Below are 16,489 nucleotides of genomic sequence, written 5' to 3'. Positions count from 1 at the left end.
ATCCGCAAGATTGGCAAAAATTGATAGTTTGAGGATTTTCAGGATGCCGGCAGTTGGGATTAATGCAGTAGCTCATGGTAGGGAGAAATTAGTTTGGTAAAAATAGTATCTAGTGCCACAGCAGCTTGATGATAGCTATCTGAATTAGCAAATAGCTTGGGATTAGTGGGGTGCTTGTCAGCATTGATTATTAAACATGGTATAACATTACTCATGTTTTGAATACTGAGTAAGAGAATCTCATTTTTGTAAAAAGCATTTTTTTTGTTGGAGTGCGAGCTGGGACGCTCGGGAGTCTTATATCACCGGGAGCATCTGAGTTTTGTAAAAAGCATTTTTTTATTGTAGTGCTGTCCCCGCTCGCGTATTGTACAATACGCGAGCGGGGACAGCACTACTGTAAATGCAAAACTGAGATGCTCCCTATATCACCTGTGCGATGGCGGACGATCGCACTAAAAAAGCTGGCACGCTGGATGCTGGATAATAAATTCTCGCACAATCTAAAATTCTTCAATTCTTCAATCTAAAATCCTATGACAGGTCAAACCCATAAGAAAACAAACTTAATCGCCAGCCCCTATTTAGAAATCGACTATCAAGGCGAAGTGGTACGCTTGGAACTGACCAAGACAGAACACGTACTGGGGCGGAATCCTGACAAAGCTGACTTGCTGGTTCCCCAAGATTGGGGAAAGCTGTCCAGATGTCAAGCAATTTTGCGCCAAGAAGGAGACGACTACCGCATCTATGACGGCGATGGCCTCAAAGCCAGCAGTAGCGGGTTATTTGTACTTCCGAATGAAACTCCTGTAACTCCGACTCAAGGCTGCATTTTGCGGCACGGAATCGAGTTGCGCGTCGGGAAAGATTTGAGGAATCCGGTGCGGGTGACTTATTTCAATCCCGGAAGTCCGGCGCTGGCGAGTTTGCGATCGCGGGAATCTGTGTCTCTGAGAAATCGATCGGTCGTCTTGGGGCGCGATCGCAATTCTACGCTACAGTTAAATTCGCCGATCGTCTCCCGCAGCCATTGTGCGATCGACGCCAACAAACGCGGAGACTACGTTCTCACAGACAAGAGCGCTAACGGCGTTTTTATTAACGGCAAACGAGTTAAAAATGAAGCTATATTGACCGAAGGTGCAAAAATTCGCATCGGCCCTTTTCTGCTAATTTATCAAAATGAAGAAATAACAGTTATCGATCCGGGAAATGCGATCGGCTTGGAAGCCATTAACTTAAACCGACCTTTCGTCAACGATATTTCCCTAGTAATTGAACCCGGACAATTAGTGGCGTTAGTCGGAGGAAGCGGCGCAGGCAAATCTACATTAATGCGAACCTTGCTGGGAATTGAAACCACAAATCGCGGGATAGTTTACGTCAACGGCGAAGAACTGCGGAAAAACTTTGAATGCTACAGTTCTTTAATCGGTTACGTGCCGCAAGATGATATCGTTCACGGCGAATTGACAGTTACAGAAGCCCTAACTTACGCAATTAAATTGCGCTTGCCGCCGGATGTCGATGTCGAGCAAGTTTTGACAAAAACTCTGACCGATATTGAGATGTTGGACAAGCGAAAAACCCTTGTAAAAGACCTTAGTGGCGGACAGAGAAAGCGGGTTAGCATCGGCGTCGAATTGCTTGCAGATCCGAAGTTGTTTTTCTTGGACGAACCAACTTCTGGACTAGATCCGGGGCTGGATAAAAAGATGATGGAACTGCTGCGGAATTTGGCAGATAAAGGTCGGACGGTGGTTTTGGTGACCCACGCTACGGCAAATGTCAGTTTGTGCGATCGCCTAGTTTTCCTCGGCCGCAACGGCTACCTTTGCTACTTCGGGCCGCCCGCAGATGCCGCCAATTTCTTTGGAGTGAATCAAGCAGACTTTGCCAACATTTACAACGAATTAGAAATCGGCGAAAAGGTCATCAAAGAATGGGCGAATACATACCGCAATTCCGCTTATTACCAGCGGTACATAACCGCGCCCCTGAGTCCAAAAGCACCGCAAAAACAAGCACCTCCCGTCAAACTTACCCAACCAGCCCGAGTTTCTCCAATCAAACAACTGTTCATCCTCGCTCATCGCTATTTCCAGCTAACTTTACGCGACCCAGTTAACGTTGGCTTAGGACTGTTAACTGCCGCCGTTTGCCCGATTTTGCTAGCGGGAATCAAAGATATAGAACCGCTAGTTACTGGAACAGCAGACGATCCAGCGCTGGCTTTTTTAGCCCTGCGAATTTTGTTTGTATTTACATCGGCAGCTATTTGGGTAGGTTTGTCAAGTTCTCTGCAAGAAATTGTTAAAGAATCAGCCGTTTACCAGCGAGAAAGATTGGTCAATTTAGGTTTACTGCCCTATGTCGGTTCCAAGTTTTTAGTCCAGGCGGGATTGGCATTGCTGCAAACGCTGTTAATGACCGCAGTAATTTTAATTGGTTTTAAACAGCCGTCACCGGATCTAATCGCTTGGCCGCTGGGTTTAGGAATTACAGTATTTTTAACGCTGCTGGCTAGCATGAGTTTGGGGTTGATGGTATCGGCATTTGTGAAGAATGGCAGTCAAGCGAACAGTGCTTTGCCTTTGCTGTTGGTGCCGCAAATTATTTTTTCGGGAGTTCTGTTCAGTCTGGGAAGCTTGTTTAAAATCGAGAAAATCGGTCAGTATATCTCGTGGTTGACGGTAAGCCGCTGGTCTGTGGGTGCTTACGGTAGCTTGGTTAACGTGAACGCGATGGTTCCGAAGCCGATCGAATTGCCCGATCGAACAATCTTACCGCAGTTATTCGAGAAAAGCGCCGTCTACGAACCGACTTGGCAAAACTTGGCTTTGAATTGGGGAATTTTAGGATTGCACGCAGCAGTTTATTTAACTGCAACTTTGCTGCTGCAAAAGCGGAAAGATATTATTAAATAAGTAGGTCATCTAGCTACGGAGATTACGCGAAAACCACAGCTACGCGAAAACCGGCGAACGGGGAGCGAAGGCCCACCCAACCCATGGCACGATAGGCACTGCGGCAAAAGATCGCAGTATTGAACCAGGAACTGCCACGCCCCACTCGACCATCCCTTATGCCGTCAGTTTCCCAGGAACTTCCGTCAGTTGGTCCACCGTTACAGTCTTGGTGCCACGTATCGCTGCACCACTCGAAAACATTGCCGTGCATATCGCACAGTCCAAAGGCATTGGAGGGAAAACTCCCGACATCGGTTGTTTGTTGACGGGAAAGTCCTGTGGGGGCCTTTGCGTAGGGCCCGTATCCGTTATAGTTGACTAATTCCGGGGTAATGGTTTCCCCAAAATGAAATGGGGTTGTTGTACCCGCACGACAGGCGTATTCCCATTCTGCTTCACTCAATAGGCGATATTTTTTTCCGGTTTGTATCGAGAGTTTGCCACAGAATTCGACGGCATCATCCCATGATACATTTTCTACAGGACGTTTTTCACCTTTAAAATCCGATGGGTTGTTTCCCATGACTGCTTGCCACTGTGCTTGAGTGATGGGGTATTTTCCTGCATAAAAAGCCGGTACTGTGACTTGATGCTGGTGACTTTGCTGATAATTTACTCCCTCTTCGTCGTTGGGGCAACCCATCATAAATGTGCCGCCGGAAATGTAAACCATTTCTAGTACAATTGAGTTACCTAAGTCTTCAGGAAAAAAGTGAGCAAATGACTTAGTGCGGCTGTTTTCTCTGCCATGCGAATCGACTGTGATGACATCAAATTCAAAGATAGGAAAATAGTTTTGTAAACATTGTTTTGTCTTCTCCTCATCCCTATCTTTCAGCAGTAAAAAAGCAGCAGATTTCACCTGCATTGACTTATCCTGCAATGCTCCAATTATCAAATCTACCCCTGCTTCTCCATATTTCAACGCTTCAGAGAGTGCGGCGATTCTAACTTCGATCGCGGGCGCAGCCAAGCGACTTTTAACGCCGGATATGCCTCCGAGTACCGCAGCATTGAGAGGAATTGAATTTTGACCGCCCTTGACTGCATCGTATTGTCTAGGTTCATTTTGATTGTCTGACATAATTTCAACCAAGGACTTTTGCTAGTTTATCCGGCGACAAAGGAGGCATCGCCAGCAATTCCTCAACAGAGAAAGGTTGGGGTTGAGGAATTGCAGCTTCAGAGTCCATGAGTTCTTTGATTTTATCAAAAATCAAAACTGCTTCTGCTTCGCCGTCAGTTAGTTTATCGTAAAAATAAGGTATCGAAAACCAATGCTCAAAAGCAATCTCTAACAAACCATTAGTTGCTAATTGCACGTGCCAGTACCGAGAATATCTGCCATCAATTATCTCAAATAACGGCGCTGGATTCTCTATAGGATAATAAGTATAGCGCTCATCGCAAATATAGTACCCTAAATTTCCTTGCCATTGGGAGATAGCATAGACAGTATACTCTTTACCGACTATCAGTTTAAATTCAGTTTCTTTGGTAATGTCTAGCGGTGGATTTAGGTAATTATCCGGCAAGTCTGCTCCTTTGTTGGCAATGCAGCGAATTTTCATATTATATTAACCTCACTGGTTTTTAGGTGCTGTTTTAGGGTATGTGCGTTTAATTTTGTACTCCACATTTTGGAGAGTGCAGGCATTTCTATACCAATGGATTTCAGCCACATATCCCTCGATAATTGCGGTTTGGTTACTAGCCATTTTATACCAATCTTCAGGCTTGCCGCCATAGTGGGCAACCAATCTGGGAGCATCTCCTAGCGGTCTCCTAGAGCCACCTTGAATCATGATGGCAGGTTGAGCCTTAGCGTCTTGCAGCAGTATTTGTTCTTGTAAATTGGTGGGAATATCATCTGGAAGCGCACCTCTTATCATGTTGTTATTATTGAAAAATATTTAATCTACCAAATCATCTAAGGAAAGCTTAAAAAGGTCGCACAATGCTTTCGTCTGTTCTAGATACAGCTTTGGAATATGTCGGCCCGCTTCCCAATTTTTCACCGTCGTTACAGTAACGCCCAATCGATCGGCAACTTGCTGCTGCGTCAAAGACAGCGATTGCCGTCGCTGTTTGAGTTTTTCGCCCACACTACTCATTCACTGTACCGATTTCAGAATTTTTATGGTTAACTTGACTTAACCCAAGATTGTCCGTAGTATGAGAGGAGAACATTGCGTTCGTCAGAAAGCCAGTGCATCCCGGCTACCAACCTATCAGCACTGGCTCTGGCTCCCATACGTATGGAGACAAGTTAATTATGCCTTACAAAGAACGACTTTATCCTTGGGTTATGGTTCGTTTGCTTCCCAAAATGCAGCGGTTGACAGTTGGTCAGTTCCGCACTCGATCCGATGCTGACGGTCATCTAGAGATTCTCCGTCGCTTGGTTCCGGGCGCGAAATTCGTGGTGATATTTAACCCCGACTTGCTAGAGTCCCAGCAACCTGAGACTTGCTACAGAACATTCGATCGCTAATTCTCAAAAAAAGAAATCCCCTGAGTCAGGGGATTTCTCATATTCAAGCCATCGCTAAATCTACTTAGTCTCCGGCATCAAACACTTATCAGAATCGCATCCCGCAGGCCCGGAATCCATCATTTCACCCATGTCATAACGCCTCAAAGCTACGTGGAAAACTTCACTTTCGCGGCGCGCTAAAGCCTCTGCAACCATCTTGGTGTAAGTTTCCTTGTTTATCGGTTCAAAGGGCAAGCGCGGGAAGGTTTCCAAAGCATCAAACCGAGCTAAAAGTGCTGCGGAAATGTAGCCTTCGTCATCGCGAATTGCTTCGTAAATCCGAGTTCCCAAACTTTCGACTTCATTTTCCCGCAATTCAATCGTGGCTGAAGTATTGTGTCTGACATAGAACTTTTGCACCTGCATATAAAAGTCCATTTGTGCCGCCGCCGAGAATTTGTTAATGTCAATTTCATCGGCACCGGGTAAGTCAGCCCAACTGACAGCAACGGGTATTTCTACCAGCCATTCCGTGCAGCGTTCATCGAAGGGATTGTTGAGCAAATTGCCGTTTTCATCTTTGTCAGATTGAGACGGAATTACGTTGTATCCGTAATCGATGCAGGCGAGGGCTACGGGGTCGCTCTTGCGGAAAGTGATTCGGCGAATAAAACGCTGGGCTTTCGGCGGATGCCACCCCGGAGAAGCGCCTGTGAGCAGAGATTTGGTACCGGATGGTTGGACGGTTGTGCAGCGATTTGGGCGTTTTAATGAATGGCGATCGCAATAATCCCATACTACCCGATTCACAATCTCCCGCCAACCAGTCAAATACTCTTCTTCCCGCCGTTTAAACGCGATTCCCTGGGGAGTTTGCGGGCGGCCTTCCACCCACCAGCGCAGCCACTCCACGCCGAAAGCGTGAACGAAGAAATCGAACAATCCAGTAAATGATACACCGACGATCGGGTCTAATTCGCGGCTGTATTGGTAGCGCGGTTCAAGAAATTTGTGATTGAGAAGTACCGCGACAGATAGAGCTCCGGCCCTGAAAGCTTCCTCCTGTTCTTTGAAATTGTAAGGGTCAAGTTGATTGAGGTGAACCTCCGAAAGGTTGCAGTGAAAATTCGAGCCGATGATTTCCCCACAATTGTGAGTAATACAACCATTAGCAATGAAAGAGTGAGTTAAGGGAACATGGAGGTCATAGACTGGTTCTTCTCCGAACTCTTCTACACTTTTAACTTTTGAAGTATAGCGCTGTTTGACAACTGCTTCGCTGTAATTCCTGGTTTGCGGTTTGATAGCAAGTTGCTCTAAACGCTGCTGTTTTTCTGGTACAAGTGGGAAACCAATCAATTTACAGAAGTTTTTGGCTCCATCTCCTGAGTAAATTATGATTCGCCAACTCCCTCGGTTATTACTGACTTTCTCAGTGCCATCCTTTAAAGTATATGGAACTCCTTTGCCACCTGGTTTTTCCTTGATTTTTAAACTGCTTTTGATTCCCAAGTTGAGCAGCAATAGTTGAACTTGTTTCAGTAATTCCTGAGAACGGTTGCGAAGTTCTATGTGCTTTGCTTTAATACTCACGCTACCGTCGGAACAAAACAATCCCTGAAGGAAACCAATGATTACCTCTTTTGATTGAGATAGAAATGTATTCGGCAAACAGTCTTTAGACTCAATCCCTAATTCTTCAAAGAATGAGTGCATCAAAGGTGAGCCACTGTGAAAAGTATAGACTCCTTTAACTATACTGGGCTTGTGGCGATAGCCTGTCAAAGATTCAACGGCTTCAAATAGAACAGGAAATACAGTTGAATATTCCTTTTGATTCATGTAGAATACTGCGTCTAAGCCTTTAGCTCCTTGGTAAATTGAACCATCTCCATACAACCAACCTAACATTTGAGCTTGAGTGACTGCGATCGTACTTTTGCCAAAACTCCCTTCTCCTCTCTGGATGAAGATAGCGCGATCGGGGGTTAAGTCTTTGGTTGCTACCCAACCTAGATCGGTAAAATGTTGATGGTCAGCAGTACATCTCATCTGAAGCCCATTTTCTAGTGTGATAGAGTAGGTATTCTGTACACCAGTAGAGAAGGCGATCGCATCAGTTAATTTCAACCCATCTAGTCCCACAGACCGCAAATCAACTAAGGCTTTAAAATGCTTGCCAACTAAATCTTTGATAGGGACTAATCCTTGGTCAGTTGAAACTAATGTGTCGCCCGAATGACAAGGGTTTAAACCATAGCGAGCCAAACGGTGATTGATTTCAGTTTCAGAAATGTGAGGATAATGCTTTTGCAACCAATGCTTACTGTTGCCAAGAGCGTAGGCTTTGAGAAATTCATCCTTGAGTTCAGGACTTGTTAAGATATCACAGTTAGATCTTGCTATGGCTTCCCCAGACCATTGAATCGCACCTTCTCCGCTGTAATACTGTTGGCGAACGGCATCAATACATTCTTCCCGCGTCGGTTTGTGATGAAAAACGCGAGAGTGATTTGCCATTCTCAAAGCATCTCGCTCGGGGTCGATTTTCCAGTTGCCATTTTCATCTTGCTGCCACAGATTATTTTTAGCATTTGCGCCCAGTTCATCACTAGAATCAAATTGACGAATCCCCGCGCTGCGCCTAATATTTCCGGCAACGATCGTGACCGCCGCTTCGTCAATCAATACGCAGCATTCAACTGAATTCAACTGCCGCCCTTGAGCTTTATTCAAAATTGCCGCGCACCGCTGATAAAGGTCGGGCAATTTCACCGGATTTGCTACTCCGCCAAAGCCTTTTAAAGGCTCTCCCACCGGGCGAACGTCACTCAAATCGATGAAGATTTGAACTTCTTTGTCAAATCTTTCATCTGTGGATAATTCGAGCAAAGCTTGATAGGATTTCACCCAACCTTGGCGGGAATCTCCGACATAAATAGTGGCGGTTTTTTCGTCTATTTTTACTTCTGTTTCTTGGCGGCGTTCTAAAGCTGGTGTAGAGCCAATTTCTCCTTGGACTGTCACGGTTAAACGGTTGCGGATCGGCGGCAATTGGTTGATATATTGTGGTTCCAAGACGGCGCCCGTGCCGCAGCCCATCATTGCCAAATCCATCAACAAACCAAAGGCGCGCCAGTCGAGAATATTGGTTGAGGAACAGTTATAGGCGCCGGAAAAGTTCTCTGGTTGTTCGATCCATTTGCTGCCGCCTACCCACAGCCAGCGGCCTGAAGCGAGGGTTTTGAGCTCGTTTTGCATCCGGTGCAGCAGTTGTGTTTCTTCCGGGGTGAGGTTTCCCAGCTTTTGTAGGCCCTTGACGGTTCGATCGCACACATCGGCCCAAGTCTCCCGCCCTGTCTCGGTACGGCGGCTGTACGTCCTGAAAAATACTGGATTGGCTGCGGGTGCTGTGTCGGGAAAATCGGACAGGTTGCGTTTTTCGCTGGCACTCGATCGCTCTAATTCTCGAACCATAGGTTGTGTACTGACGTGTCGGAATATATCAAACTACGAATATACAACAGGATTCAGATTTAGGGTAAAAGCTTGACAAATTTCACAATTTGCACTAAATATGGGGCTTCGGACTCGGGAAGGTCGATCGGGCGATCGGCCCAAAACTTCAGCAAAAAACCCGATTTATTCTAGAAACCGGGTTAAGCACAACTATTGTAAAACGTCAATTATTTGTCAATAAAAACTCTATATTCGGCAGCAGCGGGTCTTGAACAACCCCCACACCGTTAAAGCCCCAACGTTCTAGCAGCTTTTTCACCGATGAACCAGAAATCGATTCTACCCCGAATCGATCGGCAACATCAGCAGCGTGGGCATTCAGATAACTCAAAGCGTCATAGTCTTCGCGAAACATCAGCAGGTAACTAACTGCCGAATCTGGATTGGGATTGGCCGAGAGATATTTGCCATCCGCTCGGGAACGTAGCAAGTAAAAAACTTGGGATAACATCTTATCTTTGTTGTCAAAATAATATGTTACCTCAAATTGGGAATGGGGAATTGGGAATGGGGAATGGGGAATTGGGAATGGGGAATTGGCAATTGGGAATTGGGAATTGCCTAAACGATTAGACTTGCATTCCATAAATTTTTGATGCGAGCCGATCAACCGCAGATGCAAGGTAGATCAACGCAGATCGACACAGATAATTTCAGGGAGCATCTCAGTTTTGCATTTACAGTGCGAGCTCGCGACAGCTCGCACTACCATAAAAAATGCTTCTTGCAAAAGTGAGATGCTCCCTAATTTCAAGACAAGAGAGGGAATAAATGCAATGCAAGTCAATCTAAAATCGCTCTTAATCTAGCAGTTAAATCAAAGTCAGTGCCAAACCTTTAATCGACGATCGCCCGTCGCCAATTTGACCGACGATCGAAGCCCGACCGGTCGTTAAATTAATATTGTACAGGCTCGAAACTCCCCCAACATCGATCGCAGCCAAAGCCGTCTCGTTACCGCCCACACTCCTAATATCAAAGCCGAGAACGCTAGAAGCATCAACTCCCAAAGGCCCGATCGTATTCAACACTCCATTATTCGGCGGATCTTGGCGCACCAAAACATCTAAATTGCTGTCAATTACAAACAGCGTTGTCGAAGTTGCTCCCGCAAAGTTATTCACATACCCAGCCCCCACAGCCGCAGTCGGATTTCCAACATTTGGATCGCCCGCCCGGTAAGCCAAATTCCCGTCGAGTTGAACTCCCCCCGTCAGCGTGTCAGAATCGACAATTGCACCGGTATCCGGGTTGAGGCGGACGTTTTGACCCGCTTGATTGACCAACCGAATGCGATCGACTGTCGGATTGAAATCAAAACCTACAGCCCCCGGAGTCAAAGGAACCGCAAATTGTCCGCTACCGACTTGACTTGCAGCGCCAGTTACGGGGTCGATCGCATACAATCGATTGCTACTTCCTAAACCGTACAGCAAACCGTTAGCGGGGCGAAAATCTATCCCCAGCAAACTTTCTCCCGGCTGCAATCCCGTAACTGCTGTATCGCTGAGAATCGCCCGCGGTGCCGCCTCATTAAAACCGACAATTGTTTCAGCGCCATTTCTGACAGTTAAGGCGTAAGCTGTAGGCAAAGGCAAAGCCAAACCGTTAATCTGTCTTCCGCCGGCAATTTGACCGGCGAAGGAAGCTTGACCAGTAGTTAAATTGATATTGTACAAGCCCGAAACGCCCCCGACTTCCAGTGCCGCCACCGCAACTTCGCGGCCGCCAATACTCCTGATATCAAAGCCGAGAACGCTAGTAGCATCAACTCCCAAAGATCCGATCGAATTTAACACTCCATTATTCGGCGGATCTTGCCGCACCAAAACATCAGAATTGCTGTCAATTACAAACAGCGTTGTCGAAGTTCCTCCCGCAAAGTTATTGACATACGCAGCCCCCACAGCCGCTGGAGAACTTCCAAAATTGCGATCGCCCGCCCGGTAAGCCAAATTCCCGTCGAGTTGAACTCCCGCCGCTAAAGTGTCAGCATCGACAATGCTTCCCGTATCAGGGTTGAGGCGACCGTTTTGACCCGCTTGATTGACAAACCGAATGCGATCGACTGTTGGATTGAAATCAAAACCTACAGCCCCTGGAGTTAGGGGAACAGCAAACTGCCCGCTACCGACTTGACTTGCTTCTCCGGTTCTCGCATTGACAGTATACAAGCGATTGCTAGAACCCACACCGTAAAGTACGCCGTTAGCGGGCCGATAATCAATTCCCAGCAAACTTTCACCCGCTTGCAATCCCGTCACCGGGAAATCTGTGATGACGCTTTGCGGATTGGAAAGGCTAAAACCGACAATCCGATTGTCGGGAGTTAAAGCATAAGCCGTTGTCCGTGCTGGAGGCGGAGGATTGGGAACAATGCTGCTAATATTAGTAGTGAAATCTGTTTGGTCGATCGCATTTCGATTAACACCTCTGAGGATAGCCAGAAATTCTCCAGTTACCCGGTCTTGAATAACAGTATCATTTCCAGCGTCCAGAATATTCAAGTCGCTAAAATTGAGACCTCCTGCCAAACCAATTACATCTGTGCGATCGGCAAAATCTGCGATCGTATCAGCATTTCCCAAACTCGCACCACCGCTAGTACGGAAAGGCTCGGCAGCAGCATAGCGACTCAAAACAAATACATCTCCACCATCTCCGCCTGCCAAGATATCAGCACCTCTGTCCCCCGACAAAACATCATTGCCAGAGTTGCCAAAAATCAAATCATTATCTTTGCCACCAAATACAAAATCGTTGTCTTCACCGCCGTTAACAGTATCGCTCCCTAAATCTCCGAAAAGAGAATCTCTCCCAGAATTGCCATCAATTAAATCGCTATCTTTTCCACCAAAAATGCTATCACTTCCAGCATTCCCAGCAATGATGTCATTGCCCATCAAACCAAAAATAATATCATCTTCAGGAGAGCCTGAGAGCGAGTCGGCTTGTACAGTACCTCTAATTTCTGCCACGATCGAATCCCCTATAAATTTGATAATTCAGTCCCATAAAGGCGACTTGATTCTCCGATGCAAGAATCAAATGTTCGCACTGTCAGAATATTTTTCCCACTCTAGACATCTCCAAACAATCAAATTTTGGGCAGACTGGATGCCTGCACCACAATAATTATTAGAGAGGTCTCTTAGTAAGATACGCTGAATTTATAATTTTGGATCTGTACCTTGATAAATTACTTTTCACCACGATCTCATCTATGACTAAAGCCCCTGTCACACTGCTTCTGATACCAATTTAAAAAAAGAATGCAACAGTATTCTTCCCCCGCAATACAGCGGGGGGGGCTAGGGGGGGTCGAAGAGTGTTGCACGATTTTAAAAAAATGGTATAAATTTGCGCGATCGGGCTTTAATCGATGCAAAAAAGTATTCATAAAGAGTGATGACGAATGACTAAATCTACCTGATAAAGGGTATATCTTCTCAAACTAGAGATTTTCCCGTACCCACTGTCTAAAAGCTTGGATAGTTTGGCTGCTACCGGAAACTTGACTTTGCTGAGCGTAACGATTCACTAACTCTATAATGGGGATATCTGGAAAAGTGGGACTAGAATCGGACTCTACATATTGTCCGCCTTGCAAGACATTAATTTGTAGCCCTCGCCGTGCGTAGCGCCAAAGTTCTGGCACTCCTAGAATTTGATAATTATCCAATTGAGTGCGAGAGGTGAGGTCAATTTCTATGGCTAAATCCGGCGGCGGATCGACACTCATATCCAGGCGATTTTTACCGATAATCGCCGCTTGATTTTGAATGTAAAAACAGGTATCGGGTTCAACGGCTTGAGTCATGCGTTGATTTTTCAAAGTTGTCGAACCCAAGGACTCATAATTAATGCCTCGTTCGCTCAATAAAATTTTTACCATATCGCCAATAATTTCTTTGGCTTTTTCATGTTCGGGCAGGGGAACCATAATTTCTAACCGTCCGTTACTGTAGGAAAGTCTGGAATTGCGACGCTCTCCCAATTCGGTTAAGATATTTTCCAATTGCTGCCAACTAACTTCCTCAAGGAGTAATTGCTGACCTGGTTGAATCCTTAATTGTCTTAACTCCAATAGCATAATTGTTAGTCCCTAGTTTGGCGCATCTTTCAAAGTGGCTGGGGTATTTCTGAAATAGGTTCCCAATGAAGTGTGAATCTTCATCGCCAGTAAAAGGCTGAATGTAGTTGATCATTTCAAATCTTCCAACTTAATCCGAGGATCGATCGCCTTTAGTAACAAATCCGCAAACAAATTACCAACAATCAACATCGTAGCGCCCATCATCAAACTCGCCATTACTAAGTACAAATCTTGATTGTTCACCGCCTCCAAAGTCAGCTTACCCAAACCAGGCCAATTAAAGAAAAATTCCGCAATAAACGCACCGCTCAACAAACTAGCAAACTCAAAACCCAATAACGTCACCAACGGATTAATCGCATTCCGCAGAGCGTGAATGTAAATTACTCGATCGTCCGGCAAACCTTTAGCCCGTGCTGTGCGGATATAATCTTGACGCAGCACGTCTAACAATTGTCCCCGCATCAATCTTTGCAAACCAGCAAAACCCGTGACACTGAGGGCGACTGTTGGCAAAATTAAGTGCCAGCAATAATCGAGGATTTGTCCCCACCAAGGTAAGTCTGCATGATCGATGCTCGTCATTCCTCCGACTGGGAAAAGAGGCGAAGTATTTTGAGCGAAAAATAGCAGCAGCAAGGCTGTGATAAAGCTGGGAAATCCTTGTCCGGTGTAGCTGACTACTTGCAAAATGCGATCGACAGTTTTATTTTGATTGACGGCGGCGACTATTCCCAAAGGAAGCGCGATCGCCCAAGTTACAATCAAAGATGCGATCGCCATCAACAACGTCGCCGGTACTCTTTCCCACAGCAGCGACGCTACGGATCGCTGATACACAAAACTGGTGCCAAAATTTCCCTGTGTCAGAATTTGTTTCAGCCACAGCCCATATTGCACAATCGCTGGTTTATCCAAGCCGAATTGCTGTTCGAGTTGCTTGAGTGTCTCCGGCGAAATCTTCGGATTTTGACTCAAAGTATCCAAGTAATTTCCCGGTGCGAGTTCAATAATTGCAAAACAAAGAGCCGATGCTAAAAATAGGGTTAACAGGGCCTGCAACAGTCGCTTGACAACATAGCTAAATGTCTCGTTGCCAAACAGAGAATTGAACATTCGTAAATTTCGATTAGACTTAATAGAAGTCATTAGTTATGAGTTATTAGTTATTAGTTATTGGTTATGAACAAGACTTAAGAATAACCTCTATTATCTGTAGGGTGCGCACTGCGCACCTTACCACAACGAGTAATCTAACAAGACTTAAGAATAACCTCTATTATCTGTAGGGTGCGCACTGCGCACCTTACCACAACGAGTAATCTGTAGGGTGCGCACTGCGCACCTTACCACAACAAGTAATTAACAGTTAACGAACTAATACTCAACTAGCGTGACGATCGGCACATCGGGCAATTTCTGCCTGCCGCCCAAAGCCTGCAACTCGATGACAAAAGCAAAACCGACAAGCTCGCAGCCCGCTTGCTGCAACAAATTAGCCGTCGCGGCCGCTGTTCCGCCAGTGGCGATTAAATCGTCCACCACCAGCACCCGGCTGCCGGGTTTCATGGCATCTCGGTGCATCTCCAGTCGATCGACACCGTACTCCAACTCGTACTCAGCAAAAAGAACTTCTCCAGGCAGTTTTCCCGGTTTTCGGACAGGAACAAAGCCCACTCCCATTTTATAAGCCAAAGGCGTGCCAAAGATAAAGCCCCGCGATTCCATGCCCACCACATAGTCAGCAGACATTCCAGAGCATTTTTCGGCTAAACTGTCAATAGTGTAATTCAGTCCTTGGGGGTTGCAGAGCAAAGTTGTAATGTCTCGAAACATAATTCCCGGCTTGGGAAAGTCAGGAATGTCGCGAATCAGAGATTTGAGATCCATAAGCTTGCAGGTCGGGGTTGAAGGTAACGAGTCATCAAAAATGCTACAATCATAACCTCAATCGATTTGAGATTTTAAATTTTAGATTTTAGATTCACTATATGTAAACAAATGTCATAATTTCCTAACGAGAGGGTTGAATATCAAGATTTGTCAACCTATGATCTAAAGTCAAAAATATAATATCTAAAATCCAATGATCAAGTTGGCAGCACGAGTGGGTGAGGTTCCTCCTTCTATAACCTTGGCGATCGCAGCTAAGGCTAAAGCCATGAGGGCAGAAGGGATTGATGTCTGTAGTTTGAGTACGGGAGAACCAGACTTTGATACTCCCGAACACATTAAAGCAGCGGCAAAGCAAGCTTTAGACGCGGGGAAGACTAAGTACGGCCCGGTGGCTGGGGAAGCGCAGTTAAAAGCTGCGATCGCCCGCAAACTACGCGACGACAACAATCTCAACTATCAACCGGAAAATATTCTTGTCACCAACGGCGGCAAGCATTCGCTCTACAATCTGATGATGGCTCTGATCGAGCCTGGAGATGAAGTAATTATTCCGGCTCCCTACTGGCTGAGCTATCCAGAAATGGTCAAACTCGCCAGTGGCAAGCCCGTAATTGTACGGACAGATGCTTCTACAGGATATAAAATTACACCGGAACAACTGAGTGGGGCGATTACTCCCAAAACCAAGTTATTTGTGCTGAATTCGCCTTCTAACCCGACGGGAATGGTGTACACTCCAGCGGAAATTAAAGCGCTGGCCGAGGTGATAGTCGATCGAGATATTTTAGTCGTTTCTGACGAGATTTACGAAAAAATTATATATGACGGCGCCCAACACGTCAGCATCGGTTCCCTGGGCCAAGAAATATTCGATCGCACGATCGTTAGCAGCGGTTTTGCCAAAGGTTACTCGATGACAGGCTGGCGGATTGGCTATTTAGCAGGGCAGATCGAATTAATCAAAGCCACCAGCACCGTTCAAGGTCACAGTACCTCAAACGTGTGTACTTTTGCACAGTACGGCGCGATCGCAGCTTTGGAAAGCAGCCAAGAGTCTGTGGAAAAAATGCGCTTAGCTTTTGCCGATCGGCGTGAGGTAATATTTGAATTGCTCGATGCTATCCCCGGAATTAGCTGCATCAAACCAGACGGCGCTTTCTATATGTTTGTCAATATCAGCAAGACAGGAATGACTTCTCTGCAATTTTGCGATGCTTTCTTAGAACAGCATCAAGTAGCAGTTATTCCAGGGATTGCGTTTGGTGCAGACGACCACATTCGCTTGTCTTACGCCACCGATTTAGGCACAATTAAAAAAGCAGCAGAAAGGCTCGATAAATTTGTTCGCAGCATCTAAAAATTAGTCATATCCTGTCCGATCGATTAACAACAATAATATTAGTTTGTAGTGCGGACTTCAGTCCGCAGTCTAAGAGCGGACTGAAGTCAATAATATTAGTTTGTAGTGCGGACTTCAGTCCGCAGTCTATAGTGCGGACTTCAGTCCGCAGTCTAAGAGCGGACTGAAGT

General features: G+C 45.9%; 13 protein-coding genes and 1 pseudogene. 3 read left to right on the top strand and 11 right to left on the bottom strand.

Annotation, left to right across the window (positions count from 1 at the left end):
* Positions 1–4: 4 nt before the first annotated feature.
* Positions 5–76, bottom strand: a pseudogene (locus tag JGK39_RS33650) (4-Cys prefix domain-containing protein); the annotation flags it as partial.
* Between the two features lie 460 nt (positions 77–536).
* Here JGK39_RS33650 and JGK39_RS19085 point away from each other — a divergent pair.
* A complete protein-coding gene (locus tag JGK39_RS19085; protein ID WP_293258194.1) occupies positions 537–2,930 on the top strand; it encodes an ATP-binding cassette domain-containing protein in 2,394 nt (797 codons plus the stop codon).
* A 22-nt stretch (positions 2,931–2,952) separates the two neighbouring features.
* Here JGK39_RS19085 and JGK39_RS19080 read toward each other — a convergent pair whose 3' ends face one another.
* The 4 genes from JGK39_RS19080 to JGK39_RS19065 are packed head-to-tail and all read right to left on the bottom strand — an operon-like array spanning position 2,953 to position 5,086.
* Positions 2,953–4,056, bottom strand: coding sequence for an SUMF1/EgtB/PvdO family nonheme iron enzyme (locus JGK39_RS19080; protein ID WP_293258196.1), 1,104 nt, complete (start codon positions 4,054–4,056; stop codon positions 2,953–2,955).
* Between the two features lie 4 nt (positions 4,057–4,060).
* Entirely contained in the window at positions 4,061–4,543 is a 483-nt protein-coding gene (locus tag JGK39_RS19075; protein WP_293258198.1) for a hypothetical protein, read from the bottom strand.
* A 12-nt stretch (positions 4,544–4,555) separates the two neighbouring features.
* Entirely contained in the window at positions 4,556–4,864 is a 309-nt protein-coding gene (locus JGK39_RS19070) for a hypothetical protein (RefSeq protein WP_293258200.1), read from the bottom strand.
* 21 nt (positions 4,865–4,885) lie between these two features.
* Positions 4,886–5,086 (bottom strand): helix-turn-helix transcriptional regulator, encoded by a 201-nt coding sequence (locus JGK39_RS19065; protein ID WP_293258202.1) that lies wholly within the window; start codon positions 5,084–5,086, stop codon positions 4,886–4,888.
* A gap of 161 nt (positions 5,087–5,247) precedes the next feature.
* On the opposite strand from JGK39_RS19065, the gene JGK39_RS19060 reads away from it, so the two are divergent.
* Complete coding sequence (locus tag JGK39_RS19060) at positions 5,248–5,466, top strand: hypothetical protein (protein WP_293258204.1); 219 nt, start codon at positions 5,248–5,250, stop codon at positions 5,464–5,466.
* A gap of 60 nt (positions 5,467–5,526) precedes the next feature.
* On the opposite strand, the gene nrdJ is transcribed toward JGK39_RS19060, so the two are convergent.
* The 6 genes from nrdJ to JGK39_RS19030 all read right to left on the bottom strand — a co-directional run bounded on the left by nrdJ (position 5,527) and on the right by JGK39_RS19030 (position 14,953).
* Positions 5,527–8,925 (bottom strand): ribonucleoside-triphosphate reductase, adenosylcobalamin-dependent, encoded by a 3,399-nt coding sequence (gene nrdJ / locus JGK39_RS19055; protein WP_293258206.1) that lies wholly within the window; start codon positions 8,923–8,925, stop codon positions 5,527–5,529.
* A gap of 205 nt (positions 8,926–9,130) precedes the next feature.
* Positions 9,131–9,418, bottom strand: a complete 288-nt coding sequence (locus tag JGK39_RS19050; RefSeq protein WP_293258210.1) for a hypothetical protein — start codon at positions 9,416–9,418, stop codon at positions 9,131–9,133.
* A 361-nt stretch (positions 9,419–9,779) separates the two neighbouring features.
* Positions 9,780–11,945: a DUF4394 domain-containing protein gene (locus JGK39_RS19045; protein WP_293297060.1), complete on the bottom strand. Its 2,166-nt coding sequence runs from the start codon at positions 11,943–11,945 to the stop codon at positions 9,780–9,782.
* 476 nt (positions 11,946–12,421) lie between these two features.
* On the bottom strand, positions 12,422–13,060 hold the full coding sequence (locus JGK39_RS19040; RefSeq protein ID WP_293262383.1) for a Uma2 family endonuclease: 639 nt from the start codon (positions 13,058–13,060) through the stop codon (positions 12,422–12,424).
* A 111-nt stretch (positions 13,061–13,171) separates the two neighbouring features.
* The gene (locus tag JGK39_RS19035; protein ID WP_293262386.1) at positions 13,172–14,212 is read right to left on the bottom strand and encodes an ABC transporter permease; all 1,041 of its coding nucleotides are present in this window, start codon (positions 14,210–14,212) and stop codon (positions 13,172–13,174) included.
* Positions 14,213–14,440: 228 nt separating this feature from the next.
* A complete protein-coding gene (locus JGK39_RS19030; RefSeq protein WP_293262389.1) occupies positions 14,441–14,953 on the bottom strand; it encodes an adenine phosphoribosyltransferase in 513 nt (170 codons plus the stop codon).
* Between the two features lie 196 nt (positions 14,954–15,149).
* Here JGK39_RS19030 and JGK39_RS19025 point away from each other — a divergent pair, with 196 nt between their 5' ends.
* The gene (locus tag JGK39_RS19025; protein ID WP_293262392.1) at positions 15,150–16,316 is read left to right on the top strand and encodes a pyridoxal phosphate-dependent aminotransferase; all 1,167 of its coding nucleotides are present in this window, start codon (positions 15,150–15,152) and stop codon (positions 16,314–16,316) included.
* Positions 16,317–16,489 lie beyond the last annotated feature (173 nt).

Origin of the sequence: Microcoleus sp. PH2017_12_PCY_D_A (assembly GCF_020738565.1) — a bacterium.
Taxonomy (GTDB): Bacteria; Cyanobacteriota; Cyanobacteriia; order Cyanobacteriales; family Microcoleaceae; genus Microcoleus.
This window is presented reverse-complemented; position numbering and strand designations above follow the sequence as displayed.